At 61.4% G+C, this 15,061-nt stretch carries 15 protein-coding genes and 1 riboswitch; of the genes, 10 read left to right on the top strand and 5 right to left on the bottom strand.

Annotated elements, in window-relative coordinates; genetic code table 11:
- Positions 1-99 precede the first annotated feature (99 nt).
- Complete coding sequence (locus tag FHS06_RS13610) at positions 100-978, bottom strand: helix-turn-helix domain-containing protein (protein ID WP_167050154.1); 879 nt, start codon at positions 976-978, stop codon at positions 100-102.
- A 450-nt stretch (positions 979-1,428) separates the two neighbouring features.
- Between FHS06_RS13610 and FHS06_RS13605 the strand changes: the two genes are divergently transcribed.
- Together FHS06_RS13605 and FHS06_RS13600 are read left to right on the top strand one after the other, a co-directional pair.
- Entirely contained in the window at positions 1,429-2,748 is a 1,320-nt protein-coding gene (locus tag FHS06_RS13605; RefSeq protein ID WP_424960769.1) for an ISL3 family transposase, read from the top strand.
- Between the two features lie 136 nt (positions 2,749-2,884).
- Positions 2,885-4,513, top strand: a complete 1,629-nt coding sequence (locus FHS06_RS13600; protein ID WP_167050152.1) for a DUF6119 family protein — start codon at positions 2,885-2,887, stop codon at positions 4,511-4,513.
- Positions 4,514-4,895: 382 nt separating this feature from the next.
- Here the strand turns inward: FHS06_RS13600 and FHS06_RS13595 are convergent, their stop codons facing one another.
- The 4 genes from FHS06_RS13595 to FHS06_RS13580 form a co-directional block, all read right to left on the bottom strand.
- Complete coding sequence (locus tag FHS06_RS13595) at positions 4,896-5,357, bottom strand: hypothetical protein (protein ID WP_167050150.1); 462 nt, start codon at positions 5,355-5,357, stop codon at positions 4,896-4,898.
- Positions 5,358-5,824: 467 nt separating this feature from the next.
- Positions 5,825-6,256: a DUF1801 domain-containing protein gene (locus FHS06_RS13590; RefSeq protein ID WP_167050148.1), complete on the bottom strand. Its 432-nt coding sequence runs from the start codon at positions 6,254-6,256 to the stop codon at positions 5,825-5,827.
- Positions 6,257-6,436: 180 nt separating this feature from the next.
- The gene (locus FHS06_RS13585; protein WP_167050146.1) at positions 6,437-7,093 is read right to left on the bottom strand and encodes an IMPACT family protein; all 657 of its coding nucleotides are present in this window, start codon (positions 7,091-7,093) and stop codon (positions 6,437-6,439) included.
- A gap of 83 nt (positions 7,094-7,176) precedes the next feature.
- A complete protein-coding gene (locus FHS06_RS13580) occupies positions 7,177-7,404 on the bottom strand; it encodes an RNA-binding S4 domain-containing protein (RefSeq protein ID WP_167050144.1) in 228 nt (75 codons plus the stop codon).
- Between the two features lie 42 nt (positions 7,405-7,446).
- A riboswitch (TPP riboswitch) is annotated at positions 7,447-7,538 on the top strand.
- On the opposite strand from FHS06_RS13580, the gene thiM reads away from it, so the two are divergent.
- The 8 genes from thiM to FHS06_RS13540 all read left to right on the top strand — a co-directional run bounded on the left by thiM (position 7,530) and on the right by FHS06_RS13540 (position 15,058).
- A complete protein-coding gene (gene thiM / locus FHS06_RS13575) occupies positions 7,530-8,339 on the top strand; it encodes a hydroxyethylthiazole kinase (RefSeq protein ID WP_375138704.1) in 810 nt (269 codons plus the stop codon). Its footprint overlaps the riboswitch before it by 9 nt.
- A complete protein-coding gene (gene thiE / locus FHS06_RS14070; protein ID WP_167050140.1) occupies positions 8,336-8,989 on the top strand; it encodes a thiamine phosphate synthase in 654 nt (217 codons plus the stop codon). Before thiM ends, thiE begins: the two co-directional genes overlap by 4 nt.
- Positions 8,986-10,458: a bifunctional hydroxymethylpyrimidine kinase/phosphomethylpyrimidine kinase gene (locus FHS06_RS13565; protein WP_243845448.1), complete on the top strand. Its 1,473-nt coding sequence runs from the start codon at positions 8,986-8,988 to the stop codon at positions 10,456-10,458. Before thiE ends, FHS06_RS13565 begins: the two co-directional genes overlap by 4 nt.
- 112 nt (positions 10,459-10,570) lie before the next feature.
- A complete protein-coding gene (locus tag FHS06_RS13560; protein WP_167050136.1) occupies positions 10,571-10,957 on the top strand; it encodes a hypothetical protein in 387 nt (128 codons plus the stop codon).
- A 44-nt stretch (positions 10,958-11,001) separates the two neighbouring features.
- On the top strand, positions 11,002-11,424 hold the full coding sequence (locus FHS06_RS13555) for a hypothetical protein (protein ID WP_167050134.1): 423 nt from the start codon (positions 11,002-11,004) through the stop codon (positions 11,422-11,424).
- A gap of 138 nt (positions 11,425-11,562) precedes the next feature.
- Positions 11,563-11,886: a hypothetical protein gene (locus tag FHS06_RS13550; RefSeq protein ID WP_167050132.1), complete on the top strand. Its 324-nt coding sequence runs from the start codon at positions 11,563-11,565 to the stop codon at positions 11,884-11,886.
- A 128-nt stretch (positions 11,887-12,014) separates the two neighbouring features.
- Positions 12,015-14,336 (top strand): accessory Sec system translocase SecA2, encoded by a 2,322-nt coding sequence (secA2, locus tag FHS06_RS13545; protein ID WP_167050130.1) that lies wholly within the window; start codon positions 12,015-12,017, stop codon positions 14,334-14,336.
- A gap of 176 nt (positions 14,337-14,512) precedes the next feature.
- Positions 14,513-15,058: a PadR family transcriptional regulator gene (locus FHS06_RS13540; protein WP_167050128.1), complete on the top strand. Its 546-nt coding sequence runs from the start codon at positions 14,513-14,515 to the stop codon at positions 15,056-15,058.
- Positions 15,059-15,061: the final 3 nt, after the last annotated feature.

Genomic DNA, 15,061 nt, shown 5'->3' with positions numbered 1-15,061 from the left:
TCTAGCGCTGACCGCACAGTTTTCCAACCTGCATCGCTAAATTTGGATCCGAACATTTGTCTCACCTGCTTTCCTTTGTTTGTCGTCAACATGGTCCTGCTACTTGTTGGCCTTGCGGCTAGGTCGTGTTGGTTTCATCGCGACCTTCGTGGAACTTTTTCGCGCACGGGCTCGTGTTTCTTTCTGCGCTTTTGCCTGCATCGCTGCACGCGCTTCATAACTGTATGGAGCAGCAAGAGAGTAGAAAGTCCGCACGGTCTTACCCGTAGGGGAAAGAGGCGCGGTCACGATTTCTTCTCGGATGTCGAGGAGCCCTAGCGCGCGAAGCTCTTTGACACCGGTCTGCACAGTTCGGGCCTTCAACCCGTACCACTCATCCATCCGGTCATAGGTGAACCACACCTCGCTTTGATTGCTGGTCTCCTTGGCGACAACGAGAAGCACCGCCAGACCCGGCATCGAAAGCTTGGCGAATAGCTCATCATTCCAAAACGCGTCAGGAAGGGTGAAGTAGGTGTTCTGCCGGTCGGTTCGGCCGGCTGGCAGCGTGTAAGAGTCATTGCCATCCTCCCGTCGTGGCGTGACCCTCACGAGTCGGTCATCTCGTTCCCGCTTTTCCAGGAGGCCCAGTTCCTCAAGGTGCTTCCACGAACGGGACAGCGTTGAGCCCGACCAAGTAAGTCCTCCCGATGCTGTGAGCGCTCGGATCCATACGTCTGCGGAGAGGGGCTCCCGATTCGCTTCCAGCCATCCCCAGGAGGAAACCAACAGCATGTAGAGGATCAGCTCACGGTGGCGACGACCGGTGACCATTCGTGCGAGAGTACTTGCGCGTGGTTCGTCTTTGTCGGGGAGCTGAACGAGGATGTGCCGATATTGGGCGTAGCCTCGACCCGAGAGTTTGGTCATGAACTCCCGGGTTGCCGCAGGTGTAGCCGCGTCCGAGTTATCGAGCGGTGCTGATGAAATGTCTGTCATGACGACTACCAAAGCACATTTGCCGGCTCACCGCTTTTCATCGACTGATGGTCCGATTGCTGTTTGGTGCTAGCTAATGTGACACTACCTTGCGAGTCACATTGCGATGCCAGGATGCGACACCATGTCATGCACCATTTGAGGGCCGGGCGTCAGCGAGAACTGAGTTCTCCTGCGCCGTTCTTCGTCCCGATCGCGACTTCAAGATTTTGGTTTTTCATGACGGAAAAGCGTCAGTCCCGGTCCTCGGGACTGATGGCGTCGCCTCGCGTGGAGATTCTGTGCGTTTGATCACATCTGAGGGCTGATCCCTACCCGCAGTTAGCTGGCCCTATCTGGCTCTTCGGACTTCCGGTGGGGGTGAGGCTCGCCGGGTGAGTTCGGGCGGGTAGCGGTCGAGGTCCCCGAGGATCAGTAGCGCCAACTACTGCTCCAACCGAGGACCTCGACGTGTCTCACCATAGTTCGGGGTGCGTTGATGCGCGCTCTGCCGCTTGCCCGTGTTCCCGCTGTGATCTGCTGCTCGGTCTCGACGGCGTCCATGTCGAGGCGGTCGACCGTCGTGACGGGCTGCTGGTGGTGACGGTCTCGAGCCTCGCGGCGCCGGCCGGTTGCCCGTCGTGCGGGGTGCTCGCTGTCGGTCGCGGTCGCCGCCGCTGCGTTCTTCACGACGTGCCCGGCGCGACGCGGGTGCGACTGATCTGGCGGCAGCGGGTGTGGCGTTGTGACGATCCCGACTGCATGAGGAGGACGTTCGTGGAGCAGGTCCCGACCCTGGTCGCCGCGCGCGGGTCGATCACCATGCGCGCGGTGGCGTGGGCGATCGGGCAGTTGCGCCGCGAGCACGCCACGATCGCGGGCCTGGCCCGACAGTTGGGCGCGTCGTGGAAGACGGTGTGGCGGGCCGTTGAGCCCGAACTCGTCAAGCTGGCTGCCGACGAGTCCCGGTTCGAGAACGTCACCACCCTCGGCGTCGACGAGTACATCTGGCATCACGTCGACCCCCGCAAGCGCGGCCCGAAGGAGCTGACCGGGATGGTCGACCTGACCCGGGATGAGCACAGTCGCACCCGTGCCCGGCTGCTCGACCTCGTGCCGGGCAGATCGGGGAAGGCCTACGCGGCCTGGCTCGACGAGCGCGGCGACGCGTTCCGGAACAACGTGAAGGTCGCGGCGTTGGACCCGTTCGCCGGATACAAGACCGCGATCAACGACAAGCTCGAGGACGCCGTCGCGGTGCTCGACGCGTTCCACGTCGTCAAGCTCGGCACCGCCGCCGTCGACGAGGTCCGCCGCCGTGTCCAGCAGGACACCCTCGGTCACCGCGGCCGGAAGGGCGATCCGCTCTACGGAATCCAGACCATCCTCCGCGCCGGCGCCGAGAACCTCACCGAGAAGCAGCGGGCACGGCTGGTCGCGGCAATCGAAGCCGCCCCTGCCCATGATGAGGTGTTCGTCGCGTGGCAGTGCGCGCAGCAGCTGCGCTCCGCCTATCACCAGAAGGACCTCGCCGAAGGGCGGAAGATCGCAGAGAAGGTCGTGGAGTCGTTCCACACCTGCCCGATCCCCGAAATCGCCCGCCTCGGCAAGACACTGCGCCGCTGGCGCGACGCGTTCCTGGCCTACTTCACCACCAGCCGCTCATCGAACGGCGGCACCGAAGCAGTGAACGGGATCATCGAGCTCCACCGCCGCCTCGCCCGCGGCTACCGAAACCGGCACAACTACCGACTCCGCATGCTCCTCGCCGCCGGCGGCCTCACCCCATGACCCCCATCGGAAGTCCGAAGAGCCCCTCATCTGCTTTCACATAGGCCATACTCAGAAGGATGACGCCCAGCGGAGAGCGTCTGCTTTGGAATAGAGACGGGCACCGACGCTGATGCAGAAGTCAAGATCCATCTCAGTGTGGCTCCTTAAAGCTGGGTTCGACGCCACTACTTCGCTGGCGGATGACCACAAGCTGGACGGACCCATTGCGGCATCGCACGTCCCGCAAGGCGCCTCTCTCTACATCAATGACTCCAGTCCTCGAGCTCCTTGGTGGCGCGACTATTTCGGAATTTCCCAAGAGCTGAAGCAGTCGCAAAAGGCCGCCCTCTTGTTTGTTCCAGCCGGAAACAGGATCTGCGTCGTGACGTTCGGGAACACGATTCACAATTTGCGGCCGGACTGCTACGAGTACGACTTTGGTCTAATCATTACGCTGAACTGTGTCGATCCAAACAAGCTGCGAAATACGGATACCGCTGACCCAGGGGCGGCTCGACGGCAGCGCACGCAAACCGCGATTGGCTCGGATATTACCTATTTCGATGTAGAACGTGATACCCACGTTCTACGTAGTCTCACCGGAGCTGCGAAGAGCGAGTACGCCGAGATCCTCAAAAATGTGACGGGATCAGCCCAGGTGCGATTCAGTACTACTAGGGCAGCTTCCAAGCTTCCAGGGCTCTGTGCACAGCTCGTGGAACTCTACGAGAAGGATGACTACAAGCTTTCATTCCCAGACGTAAGGAACGTCCGACCTGTCAAGGATCCAACGACAGTTTCGGCCTTGAACGATAAACTGGTCGCTGCCTTGCAGGCCAAATCTGACGATCCTCAACTCGCACTGCCGGAGCTCATCGACTACGCCGACGCGAAGTACTTCCGCTTCAACGGAGACGGCCCGGCCGACCTTTACGAAGACTTGGAGCTAAGCGCCTACTACGACTATCTGAAGTTGAAAGAGGTCAAACGAAAGCAATTAACTTACGAGAAGTTGGTCGCGCAACGCGTTTTGGTGCTGGATGAGAATGAGCAGCAACGGACGAGCTATGCCCTCACACGATGCATCATTTTTGACACCAAACTAGATGGCCGATCCGAGCGCTTCCACCTAATGGACGGGAGCTGGTTCGCACTCGAAAAGTCCTATATCGAGCGCATCAAATCCGACCTTGCGCCTCTGTTCACGGGCGAGACGTTGCCATCTGCGAAAAGTGGCCATGAAGCGGACTACAACATCGAACTCGCGGCGACGCTCGGCGCGATCTGCCTTGACAAGACGAGTGTTAGCCCAAGCGGCCTAACGCAGGTGGAGCCCTGTGACGTGCTGTCAATCGATCCGGACGGAACAGCGGTGTTTTCCCACGTGAAAATGGGTACAGGTTCCGCTGAACTCAGTCACCTCTTTTACCAGGGACAAAATGCGACCACGCTCATATTGACCGACGTCGAGACTGCTCAAAAGCTTGCCGTGCACATTGAGAATTTGGCCCCGACGCCACAGCTGGCTGCGGATCTTCGTTCGGCAATCGATCTCCCGAAAGTGCGTGTGCGATTCGCCATTGTTACCCGCAAACCCCTGAATGGAGCGCTCAAGAATCTGCCCCTGTTTTCCCAGTTGAGTCTGGCTCGTGCAGCCCGGGTGTTCCGTGGGCTACGCGTACCTCTTAGCGTCGTCTTCATTGATGACAGCCGGCCCGTGGTCAAGCCAAAACCAAAGGCCAGAAAGCCTCGGGGGACAGGCCCCCGATTCACTAGCAGCTAGAACCTCGGCTCGTTTCCGAGGCGATGGGATGTGTGTCGCGACCTGGTGTCTTCACCTCTACGTCAGGGGACCAAAAGGGGAGCAGAATCATGCAAACCATGCAGTGCATGACGTGATTTGAACCGTTCTACGCACCTTTACGCCCCGGAAAATCAACGAACTGGGCTCCTAGGGCTACCTGGGGGTCAAGGGGTCGCAGGTTCAAATCCTGTCATCCCGACAAAGCCCTGATGAAAAGAAATTTTCATCAGGGCTTTGTCGTTTCCGAATGTCAGCGTCTCTGCCAGCTCGTCATTCGGGAAGGGCCTTCGTCAGCCCGCTCCTGGACGAGCTGGTACGTGACGGTGCCTGGCTTGCCGAGAATCTAGAGTCCCCGCTGCGGCTATGTGGGCGTCGAGTTGATCACTTCTTGGAGGAGCGAGTCAGGGGCATTGAGAAGCACGCGTTTGCGAGGATCTTCGACGAGCTCGTCGAGAAGCGATTGCGTTGATGCGACGCTGTTGGCCCAGTAGGTACCAAACCACTCGCGGCTCAGTGGCAGCGCGGTGTCATCGTCTGCCTGCGAAATCGTCATGTACCCGTTCTCGATGCCTGTCGTCTGGTCGTCGGGGTTGGCGACGAACGCAACCACCGAGTAAAACGCGATGGCGGTCCAGGAGAAAACCAGGGAGAGAGCGTGCGGAAGCCGAAGCTGATTGGTTGGCAACGCGAGGCTCACAGCGTCAATGTCGTCCCACTTGTACTCTCGCGGGGTGATGCCTGGGCCCTGCTGGTAAACAAAGCTCTCGGGGTATAGCGCGGCGTCTGAACCACGTGGGTTGCCAAGGACCATCACGCCGTTCATCGATCGGAGGGGCCCGAACTACTTCATCAGTGGTTCTTGCATGAGTGGGGGCGAAGCTTGGTGAGGAGTAGATCGTACATTCGCGTGGCTTCCACACATCGCGCGCGCCTTGCATAGCCGCTATCCCTGCTTCATCCTCGTCGCGATAGAGCGCACCGGGTGTCCTCGCCTGGGTGGAGAGATGCGCGGATGGTCGTGTTCGACCTGTACCGCGGTGCGGTGCCGGGTGACCGCACCGCCACGGGTGCGACCGCTGCCGTCAGCGTCAACACCCTCCGTTGCGGCGAATGCTTGGCGAGCCAACGCCGACCTGATTCAGGCCGGCTGCACAGGGGCAGATGTATTTGCTTCTTTCGGAGTTGCTCTGATCGCCGACCGTAGTCGAGTCTCCGCTTGTGGGTGCACAAGCACGGTCGCTGACTGCGCCGTGCAAAACTTTACAATTGCGAGGCTTTACAGCGGAACGACTATTTTCGGTCGCGGAGGTCGTCCTCGCGCGACCACGCGATCTCAATGAGGCGGCGTAGTACGTCCTCGTCAATGTCCTCAAGTTTTTTGACGTAGACGCAACCCGCACCCTCAGCGTACGTTCCGAGCTGGGGAAGCAACTTCGCACCCTCGGGCAGGTCCTTCAACCCGTAGATCGAAAGGCTTGCTTTGCGAGGGGAGAAACCCGTCTTCGGCCAGTCGCCGTGCGTGCGCGGATTGACCGGGGAAACATAGTGGTAGCTGCCATAGCCGATGATCGACGGCCCCCACATCACTGGATCCGCACCGGTGGCCTTTTGAAATATCTCCGCAAGTCGCAGCCCATCCTCCCTGCGTTTCGCGGGGGTCACTTGCGCCAAGAACGCGTTCACATCTGCGTCAGTGGGAACTGTCTTGGTCGCGGTGGCCATGCGGCGATCATCCCACGCTCCGGGAGCCGGGGCTAGGGCTCAACCGCGTCGTCCCTCGTCTCCTGGCCACGCAAGGTTTCAGCGATGCAGACGACATCGCGTTCGACCTATGTCACGGGGCGGCGCAGATCAACCGCACTGCCACGAGCTCTAGTCGCGCGGCCCCGTGTCCGGCGCTCTCTAGCTGTCGCTCGCGGGCACGTCGACGATGCGTTCCGCGCCGAGCTGTGGTGTGATCTCTCCCGCGGATGCGGCGGCAATCGCATCGTGTAGCCCTGCCAGCGCGCTCGCCGGAGCCCATACTTCGAGAGTCGCGTGCGCGGTGTAGCTGGGCGCGCCCAAGGTTGCGCCTGCCACACCCGCCCAGCTGCGAAGCAAGTTCTCGAAGCGCCCCGCGTCGGCATGGGGAACCTCGATGCGCACCTGTGTGAGTGCGACGCGATGCACGAGTGACGCCGCGTCGAGCGCCTGCGACACAGCTGTCGAGTACGCGCGGACGAGTCCGCCCGCCCCGAGTTTGACGCCGCCGAAGTAGCGTGTGACGACGGCCACGAGGTCGGTCAGTTCGCGTCGGCGCAGCACTTCGAGCATCGGGATGCCCGCGGTGCCCGACGGTTCGCCATCGTCTGAAGACCGCGCCTGATCGGCGGTGAGGCCTATCACCATCGCGGTGCAGTGGTGTCGCGCATCCCAATTCCGTTTGCGCGCCGCGGCAATGACGCCGTCGGCCCGCTCGACCGAGGTGACCGGCTCGATGCGGGCGATGAACCGCGACTTGCGGATGACGATCTCCTGCTCCACCCCTGCTTCGATCGTGGAGGGGTAGGAAAGCGGCATCCCCTTGAGAGTAGTCGCCCTGCCTGCTCTGCGGCTTTGAAGGTGACGCCTTGATCGTTCTCGACTGCCGCGTCAGCAGTGTGTCAGATCCGAACGCGCACCGTGCGGTCTTCGAATGTGACGAGGTCGCCCCCGTGCAACTGGCGCCCGCGGCGACGGTCTACCTCGCCGTTCACAGTGACGTACCCGTCGATGATGACCTCTTTAGCGTTGCCGCCAGAGTCGAGCAGGCCCGAGAGCTTCAGGAACTGACCGAGGCGGATGACCTCTCCGTCGACGGGAATGTCTTCGATCGGATCAGGTGATGTCATCTTTGAATGCTAACCGCTGGGGTGGGTAGGGTCGACGTACACACAAGTGACACGGGGTGCCCTGCGGGGCTGAGATAACACCCGTTGAACCTGATCTAGTTCGTACTAGCGAAGGGATGTCGCGCATGCTGCGCACGCCAAAAAAACTGACCGATTTCACCTGCTCAGCACTTGACGAGGTGCGGCACAACGCGCCGCTCGTGCAGTGCATCACCAATAGTGTGGTCGTGAACTTCACCGCCAACGCGCTGCTTGCTCTCGGGGCATCCGCTGCGATGGTTGACATTCCTGACGAAGCGGGGCCGTTCGCGACGGTCGCTTCGGGGCTGCTCGTCAACCTCGGTACGCCCACAGCCGAGTCGCGCCAGGCAATGCTCGAAGCCGCTGCCGCGGCCAACGACGCCCAGACGCCGTGGGTGCTCGACCCGGTGGCTATCGGCTCGCTGCCGGTACGAACTCCACTCGGCTACACACTGCGAGACCTTCGACCGAGCGTCGTGCGGGGTAATGCGTCAGAGATCATCGCGCTGATGGGTGCGGGTGCGGGTGGGCGCGGAGTCGACGCGTCTGACGGAATGGATGCGGCAGAACCTGTCGCACGCGCGCTCGCCGAGAAGACCGGCGGAATCGTTGCTGTCTCGGGGCCCGTCGATGTCATCACCGATGGTCAAGACCTGTTCCGCATCGCCAACGGCGACGCACTGCTCACAAAGGTCACCGGCGGCGGCTGCGCACTGGGCGCCGTCATGGCAGCGTTCGCCTCTGTGGACGACGACAAGTTGGCAACAACCGTTGCTGCTGTTGCGGTCTACACGGTCGCGGCCGAGATCGCAGCTGTGCGTTCCGCAGGCCCGGGCAGCTTCGCGGTGAACTTTCTCGATGCGCTCGCCGCAGTCGATCCAGACGACATCCGCCGACGGGCGGCGATCTCGTGAACATCGATCTCTCGCTCTATCTCGTGACAGATGCCAAGATCGCGACGGATGCCGGTCGCGACCTCATCGAGCTGGTGCACACAGCAGCACGAAATGGTGTGACGACGGTGCAGGTACGAGAAAAGGATGCCTCGGCCCGTCAGTTTCTCGACACGGTGCTGCGTATCGCCGAGACTCTTCCGCCGCACGCATCGCTTCTCGTCAACGACCGAATTGACGTGTATCTCGCTGCCCGCGCTGCGGGTGCCCGGGTTGCGGGCGTGCACGTGGGGCAGTCAGACCTGCCGGTAGCTGCCGTCCGCGAAATGATTGGGTCCGACGCGGTGCTGGGGCTCAGTGCATCGACCGAAGAACAGCTGCGGGCTGCGGCATCCGGTGCGGGAAACGTGAACTACGTCGGTATTGGTGCGCTGCATGCCACCGCGACCAAGAAAGACGCACCGCCGCCACTCGGAATTGAAAGATTTGCGCAGCTCGTGGCGGCGAGCGCGTTGCCCGCGGTAGCAATTGGCGGGGTTACTCGCCACGATCTACCGGGTTTGCGCGCAGCGGGAGCCGCGGGCGCCGCTGTGGTGTCAGCCGTGTGTGCGGCGGCCGACCCGGCAGCTGCAGTATTGGATCTCCGCCACGCATGGGAGGCGTCAGCATGAGCACCGTGCCACGGGTACTGAGTATCGCCGGTACCGATCCAACCGGAGGTGCCGGCATTCAGGCCGACCTCAAGAGCATCGCAGCCAACGGTGGCTACGGCATGGCAGTCGTGACGGCTCTCGTTGCTCAAAACACACAGGGGGTGCGCTCGGTGCACGTGCCGCCGACGCAGTTTCTCGAGGAACAGCTCAACGCTGTGTCAGCCGACGTCGTGATCGATGCCGTCAAAATCGGGATGCTCGCCAATACCGAGGTGATCGAAGTCGTCACGGCGTGGCTCAACAGGGTGTCGCCGCAGATCGTCGTGCTCGACCCGGTGATGGTGGCAACGAGCGGTGATCGTTTGCTTGATCGCGACGCTGAGCAGGCATTGCGCCAGCTGGCATCTCGCGCCGACCTCTTGACCCCCAACATTCCAGAGCTTGCGATTCTTGCCGAAGAACCGATTGGCTCCGATTGGACCGCGGTCATCGGCCAAGCGAAGCGCGTTGCGGCACGGCTCGGAGTTCGCATACTCGCCAAAGGCGGTCATCTCGGCGGGGAAAAGCTCCCCGACGCGCTCGTTGACCCTCACGGTCAGGTCGTCGAATTTTCTGGTGAGCGAATCGCGACCACCAATACGCACGGCACCGGGTGCTCGCTGTCGTCGGCGATTGCGACCCGTTATGCGGCCACCGGTGATTGGGTAAGCGCAACGGGGGAGTCGAAGCGGTGGCTCACCGAGAGCATCCGTCATGGGGCTTCACTCGAGGTCGGTGCCGGTCATGGCCCCGTGAGCCACTTCGCTGGGCTGTGGGAGCGCGGGGGCACATCGACGCGGCCGACACCCGCCGACGTCATCGCCGACTGGTGGGAGTACATTCGCGACCTGCGCGAGAATATCGATGAACTGCCGTTTGTGCGAGCACTCGGCGACGGCACTCTCGATCAAGTGGCGTTCGTTTGGTACCTCCAGCAAGACGCCCTCTATCTGCATGACTACTCTCGAGCGCTCGCCGAGGCCAGCAGGCTTGCTCCCACGGGCGACGAGCAGGCGTTTTGGGCGGCGAGCGCCCACGGCGCGGTTGCGACCGAGATGCAGCTTCACGAGAGCTGGATACCCGCCGACGCGCTGGGGGAGACGTACCCGAGCGCCGTGACGAGCGGATACCTCAACCACCTGCTCGCGACATCGGCTCGCGGTGACTACGCGGTGTTGATCGCAGCGTTGTTGCCATGCTTTTGGCTCTATCAAGATGTGGGGACGCGACTGCATCCGCTCTCGCACGCCGACCATCGGTATCGCACCTGGCTCGACACCTACGCTGACGATGCATTTGCGGCGGCGACTCAGCGGGCAGTGATGGTCGTGGCGACAGCTGCGGCGCATGCTGACGATACGACTCGAGTGCGAATGCGGGAGGCATTTCGTGCCTCTGCGGCGCATGAGCTCGCGTTCTTCGCGGCGCCGCACGACATGTTGGGGTGACGGAGCTGGCACGACCCGCGGACTTCATCGGTGGATGGCGGTGTTCCGTGAGCGCTCAACGATGTGGCGCAAGCTTCTATCGAGTCTGGTCACCGTCCGATATCGTGGGATCATGACCGCGCCGGCCCTGATGGAGCAGCCTCTTAGTTCGAAGAAGCCTCGGCGGGTCAGTCGAGCCACAATTCTCATCTGGGGCGTCATCTTGATCCCCGTTGCGCTCTCCGTCGCAATGAACAGCTACGGCCCACTCACTGTGGATAGTGCGCTCCGGATGGCTTTTGCCACGGTGGCTGGCCAGACCATCGCGATCCTCAGCGCAGCCACCGCCCTCGTGCTCACCATCAAACTTCGATACGCGCCCCCCGCTATTGTCGCAATGACCCTCATCGCGGCCTTCATCACAATCACCGCGATATCGAACATGGGCAACGCTGGCGAACTGCTCGTCACCCGCCTCGACATGGTCGCGGAAGTAGACAAGCTCAACCTCCGAATGTGATCGGAGGTCTGGGCTGCGCGTGACCAGCCGCATAGCCTTGACGAGTGAAGTTTCGACATGGAATTCTTGCCGTTGGCATCACTGCTCTTGCGGGCATAACGATGACCGGTTGCGCAGTCATCCATGGCCCGGCCGATCGCACCGACGACTTCGTCGTCGTAGGCCACGACTGCACCGGTTCGTGGTCGCTTGGAGATCTTCGTGAGGGTACCGATCCCGAAGCGCAGACGGTGGCTGAACTGGCACTCGCTGAAGCCGACGTCACCCCGGAAACGTTTGCCTCATCGGTCAGTCTGCTGGAGCTCTCAAAAAACGAGTACGAGCGCGAACAGACATCAGAAGTAGAACTTCACAGTGAGGCGTACATGCTCACTGTCACATTGCAGGTGAAAGACAAACTCGATGCGGCCGGCTACCCCGATATCGACCGCGTTATAGAGGTTTGGTCCGACCATCGATGTTCCTGACCCGTCTCCGTTGGGGGCAGCCTGATCGCGAAGTCAAAACTCTCTACCTCATGCTCATCGAGGTGCGCCGAATAGAGACATCGCCGAATGCCTCAACAGGATGTTCCTGTGCCGTCCGGGGAGTGGTTGACTGAGCATATGCTCGCATCAGAACGCGAATCCGCAGTTGCCACCCTGGTCGCATCCGACGCTGTCGACAAGCTGTCAGCACTCGATGCCGTCGCGCGAGCTGTCGGTGCGCCGATCGTGGGGCCCGCGACCTCGCAACCGAGAATCTTCCTCGCAGACGATGTGTGGGTCGTGATTGAAATTCCGAAGTTCGGCGAGCCGCCGCCGCTCACGATCGACGTTCATGCTGTCGAGGGCCGTGGAGTGGCTCAGGGGCACGCGCTGGCGCTCATGGAAACGTTGCAACTAGAAACAACATGGACGATCATCACCGACTTTGAGCGCCTGCACTAAGCGCAACAGTTTCGGTTCACAGGTCGCTGAGGCATCCGCTATTTCCGGCGGCTCGACGCGCAATTTGTGCGGTGCGCCCGGAACGATGCCGTGCGCCATGCGTAGCTGCTCGTGTTTTGATGGGCACTATGAAGCGATGGTTGGCACGAGCAGTGAAGGCTCCGGGGTCCGCCTCGTTCGCTCATCTGCAACGCGCGGTAGACGAATCAAAAGCCCGGCTCGAATGGGCCGAGAATCTTGACGACAGAGCACTCGCGCTCGCCGCACAGCGAACAGCCCGAGAAGATGCCGGATCTGATGGCTTTACGGCATCACCGCAGCTCTTAGCAATCCTCGCAACTGCCGCGGAGCGCACGCTCAGCCAGCGGCCTTTTGACCCGCAACTTCTTGCGTGTGCTGCCCTGTTGAGCGGCAACGTCGTCGAGCTCGACACGGGCGAGGGCAAGACTCTCGTGGGTGCGATGGCAGCAGCCGGGTTCGCGGCTGCCCGGCGCAAGGTTCACGTGCTTTCTGTGAATGACTACCTTGCACGGCGCGATGCGGAATGGATGGGTCCGCTTTTTGAAGTGCTCGGGCTCGCCGTCGGTTGGATCGGTCAGCAGACCACTCCTGCCACGCGACGCGCGAACTACCAGCACGATGTCGTGTATGCGCCGGTGAGCGAAATTGGCTACGACGTTCTTCGTGATCGCTTTGGAACGACAGACACCGACATGGTGTGGCCGATGCACGACGTCGCGATTGTCGACGAAGCCGACGCTGTGATGATCGATGAAGCGATGTCGCCACTCGTTCTCGCTGGCTCTTCACGAGAAGAGCCAGCAGATTTCGCCCTGGCTGATTCGCTCGTGCGCGACCTTGTCGCCGATGCGCACTACGCCATCGATGACGACCGAGCGACAGTCTCGCTCACCGACCAAGGTATTGACGTCATCGAGCAGCGGCTCGGTGGCGTGAATCTGTACGAAACTGAACATACTGAAGCGTTCACGCGCATAAACCTGGCGCTGCACGCTCATGCGCTGGTCGAACGCGATGTCGATTACCTCGTGGTTGAGGGCGAAATCAAGCTGATCAACACAGCTCGCGGACGCGTTGCTCAGCAGCAGCGCTGGCCTGACGGACTCCACGCGGCTATCGAGGCTAAAGAACAACTCGCTGTTTCAGCTCCCGGCATTGTGCTCGACACGATCACCGTGCAGGATCTGCTTGCTGGCTACACGACTCTTGTCGGCATGAGCGGCACTGTCATTGCTGTAGCCGAAGATTTGACTGAGTTCTATTCCGTGCGCTCTGGACGAGTCGAACGACGCCTTCCCCAGCGTCGAACAGACGAGCCCCAGCGGGTCTTCACTGATGACCGAGAGCGCATGGATGCCGTCGTGCACGAAGTCAGCGAACGACACGGCGCCGGGCAACCCATCTTGGTCGGAACACAGAGCGTTGCTGAGTCGGAGCAATTTGGTCGGGCACTCGCGAAGGTGGGTATCGACGCCGTTGTACTCAACGCCCGAAACGATGCGCACGAGGCATCCGTGATTGCACGCGCCGGTGAATTCGGCGCTGTGACGATCTCCACCCAGCTTTCGGGCCGCGGAACCGATATTCGCCTCGGCGGTGCTGAGGAGCAGGATCACGCACGGGTGGCAGCGGTTGGCGGCCTCGCCGTTCTGCTTGTGGGACGCAGCCCTTCGGAGCGGCTCGATGCGCAGCTGCGCGGGCGTTCAGGACGCCAGGGCGACCCCGGCAGCACTCTGGTCTTTGTGAGCACCAACGATGACGTTGTGCAGGCCAACGCGCCCGCGCATCTTCTCGAAAAGGTTCGTCGCAGTGGCTCACGACTAGACCAACGCACCCTCGCCGACATTGTTGATCGAGCGCAGCGCATCGCTGAAGGCATCCGTCGTGACCAACACCGCGATACATGGGATTTCAGCCGCGCTCTTTCGCGCCAACGAAAGAAGGTTCTTGCGCTTCGCGGCGAGATTCTGAGTGGTGATCTCACCTCCGTCGCACTCGAGACTCGTATGCCCACAAAGCTTGCGAGCCTCGAGGAAGCGTCTTCTCCCCAGTTCGTCGCAGATCTCACTCGCCGCGTCGCGCTCTGGTGTCTTGACGAGCAGTGGTGCGAGCACCTGGCGCACATGAGTGAGGTGCGCGACGGCATCCATCTTCAAGCGCTTGCAGGCGTCAACCCGCGAGAGGAGTTTCATCGCGTAGTCCTCGAAGAGTTTCAAGGATTCTTTGATGCAGCCTACGAAAACGCGGTGGGCATCCTCGAAAAAGTCACGACAGACCAGCTGCTGGCAGGGTTTGAGGCGCTGGAGTTGCGTCGACCCTCTGCCACGTGGACCTACATGATGAGCGCAAATCCGTTGGGTAGCCCGATGGATCGAGCGGGTCGCCAAGCGGGTAGATGGCTGCGAACGCGAGTGCTCAAAATCGAGTAGCCGCCGCGCGCCCCACCAAATGTTGTGCTGATGTAGCGCTGACACGGTGACCCAAGTGTGAGGTATCCGTTCTTGTGAGTCTCCAGAGAACTGCGAATATCAAAATGAATCTTGTATCGCTCAGATGCTCAACGATATATCGTTAACTATCGTTCGTTCTTCTACAGGAGGTCATCATGGGCAGTTCATTCCCGACCGGTGGATTCGGTTCTGGCAACCCCGCCGAAAGCATGTGGCAGGCAATGGAGCAGTTGCGCTCGCGTTTCGAAAAGCGCGTAGGCACTCGTATGGGTCGCGGTGACGTGCGCGCAGCCGTCCTCTCGTTGCTCGCCGAGCAGCCAATGCACGGCTACCAGATCATCCACGAAATCGAAGAGCGCAGCGGCGGCAGCTGGAAGCCAAGCCCCGGCTCGGTTTACCCCACGTTGCAGCTGCTCGCTGATGAGGGTCTGATCAGCGCTGAAGAGTCGAATGGTCGAAAGACCTACGCGCTCACCGAAGCCGGGCGCGAAGAAGTCGCCGGCTCCGACCCATCGACACCGTGGGACTCCGAGGAATCGTCAGACAATGGACGCTTCACCGCGCTCCCAAAAGCAGGCGTTGAGCTTGCACAGGCCGCCGCCCAGGTAGGCCGCACTGGGACCCCCGAGCAGGTGCAAGAAGCAGTCGTGCTTCTCGACGAGGCGCGTCGCAAGCTCTACGCGATCCTCGCGCAGGACTGACGG

The organism is Microbacterium halimionae, from assembly GCF_011761265.1.
Classification (GTDB): domain Bacteria; phylum Actinomycetota; class Actinomycetes; order Actinomycetales; family Microbacteriaceae; genus Microbacterium; species Microbacterium halimionae.
This window is presented reverse-complemented; position numbering and strand designations above follow the sequence as displayed.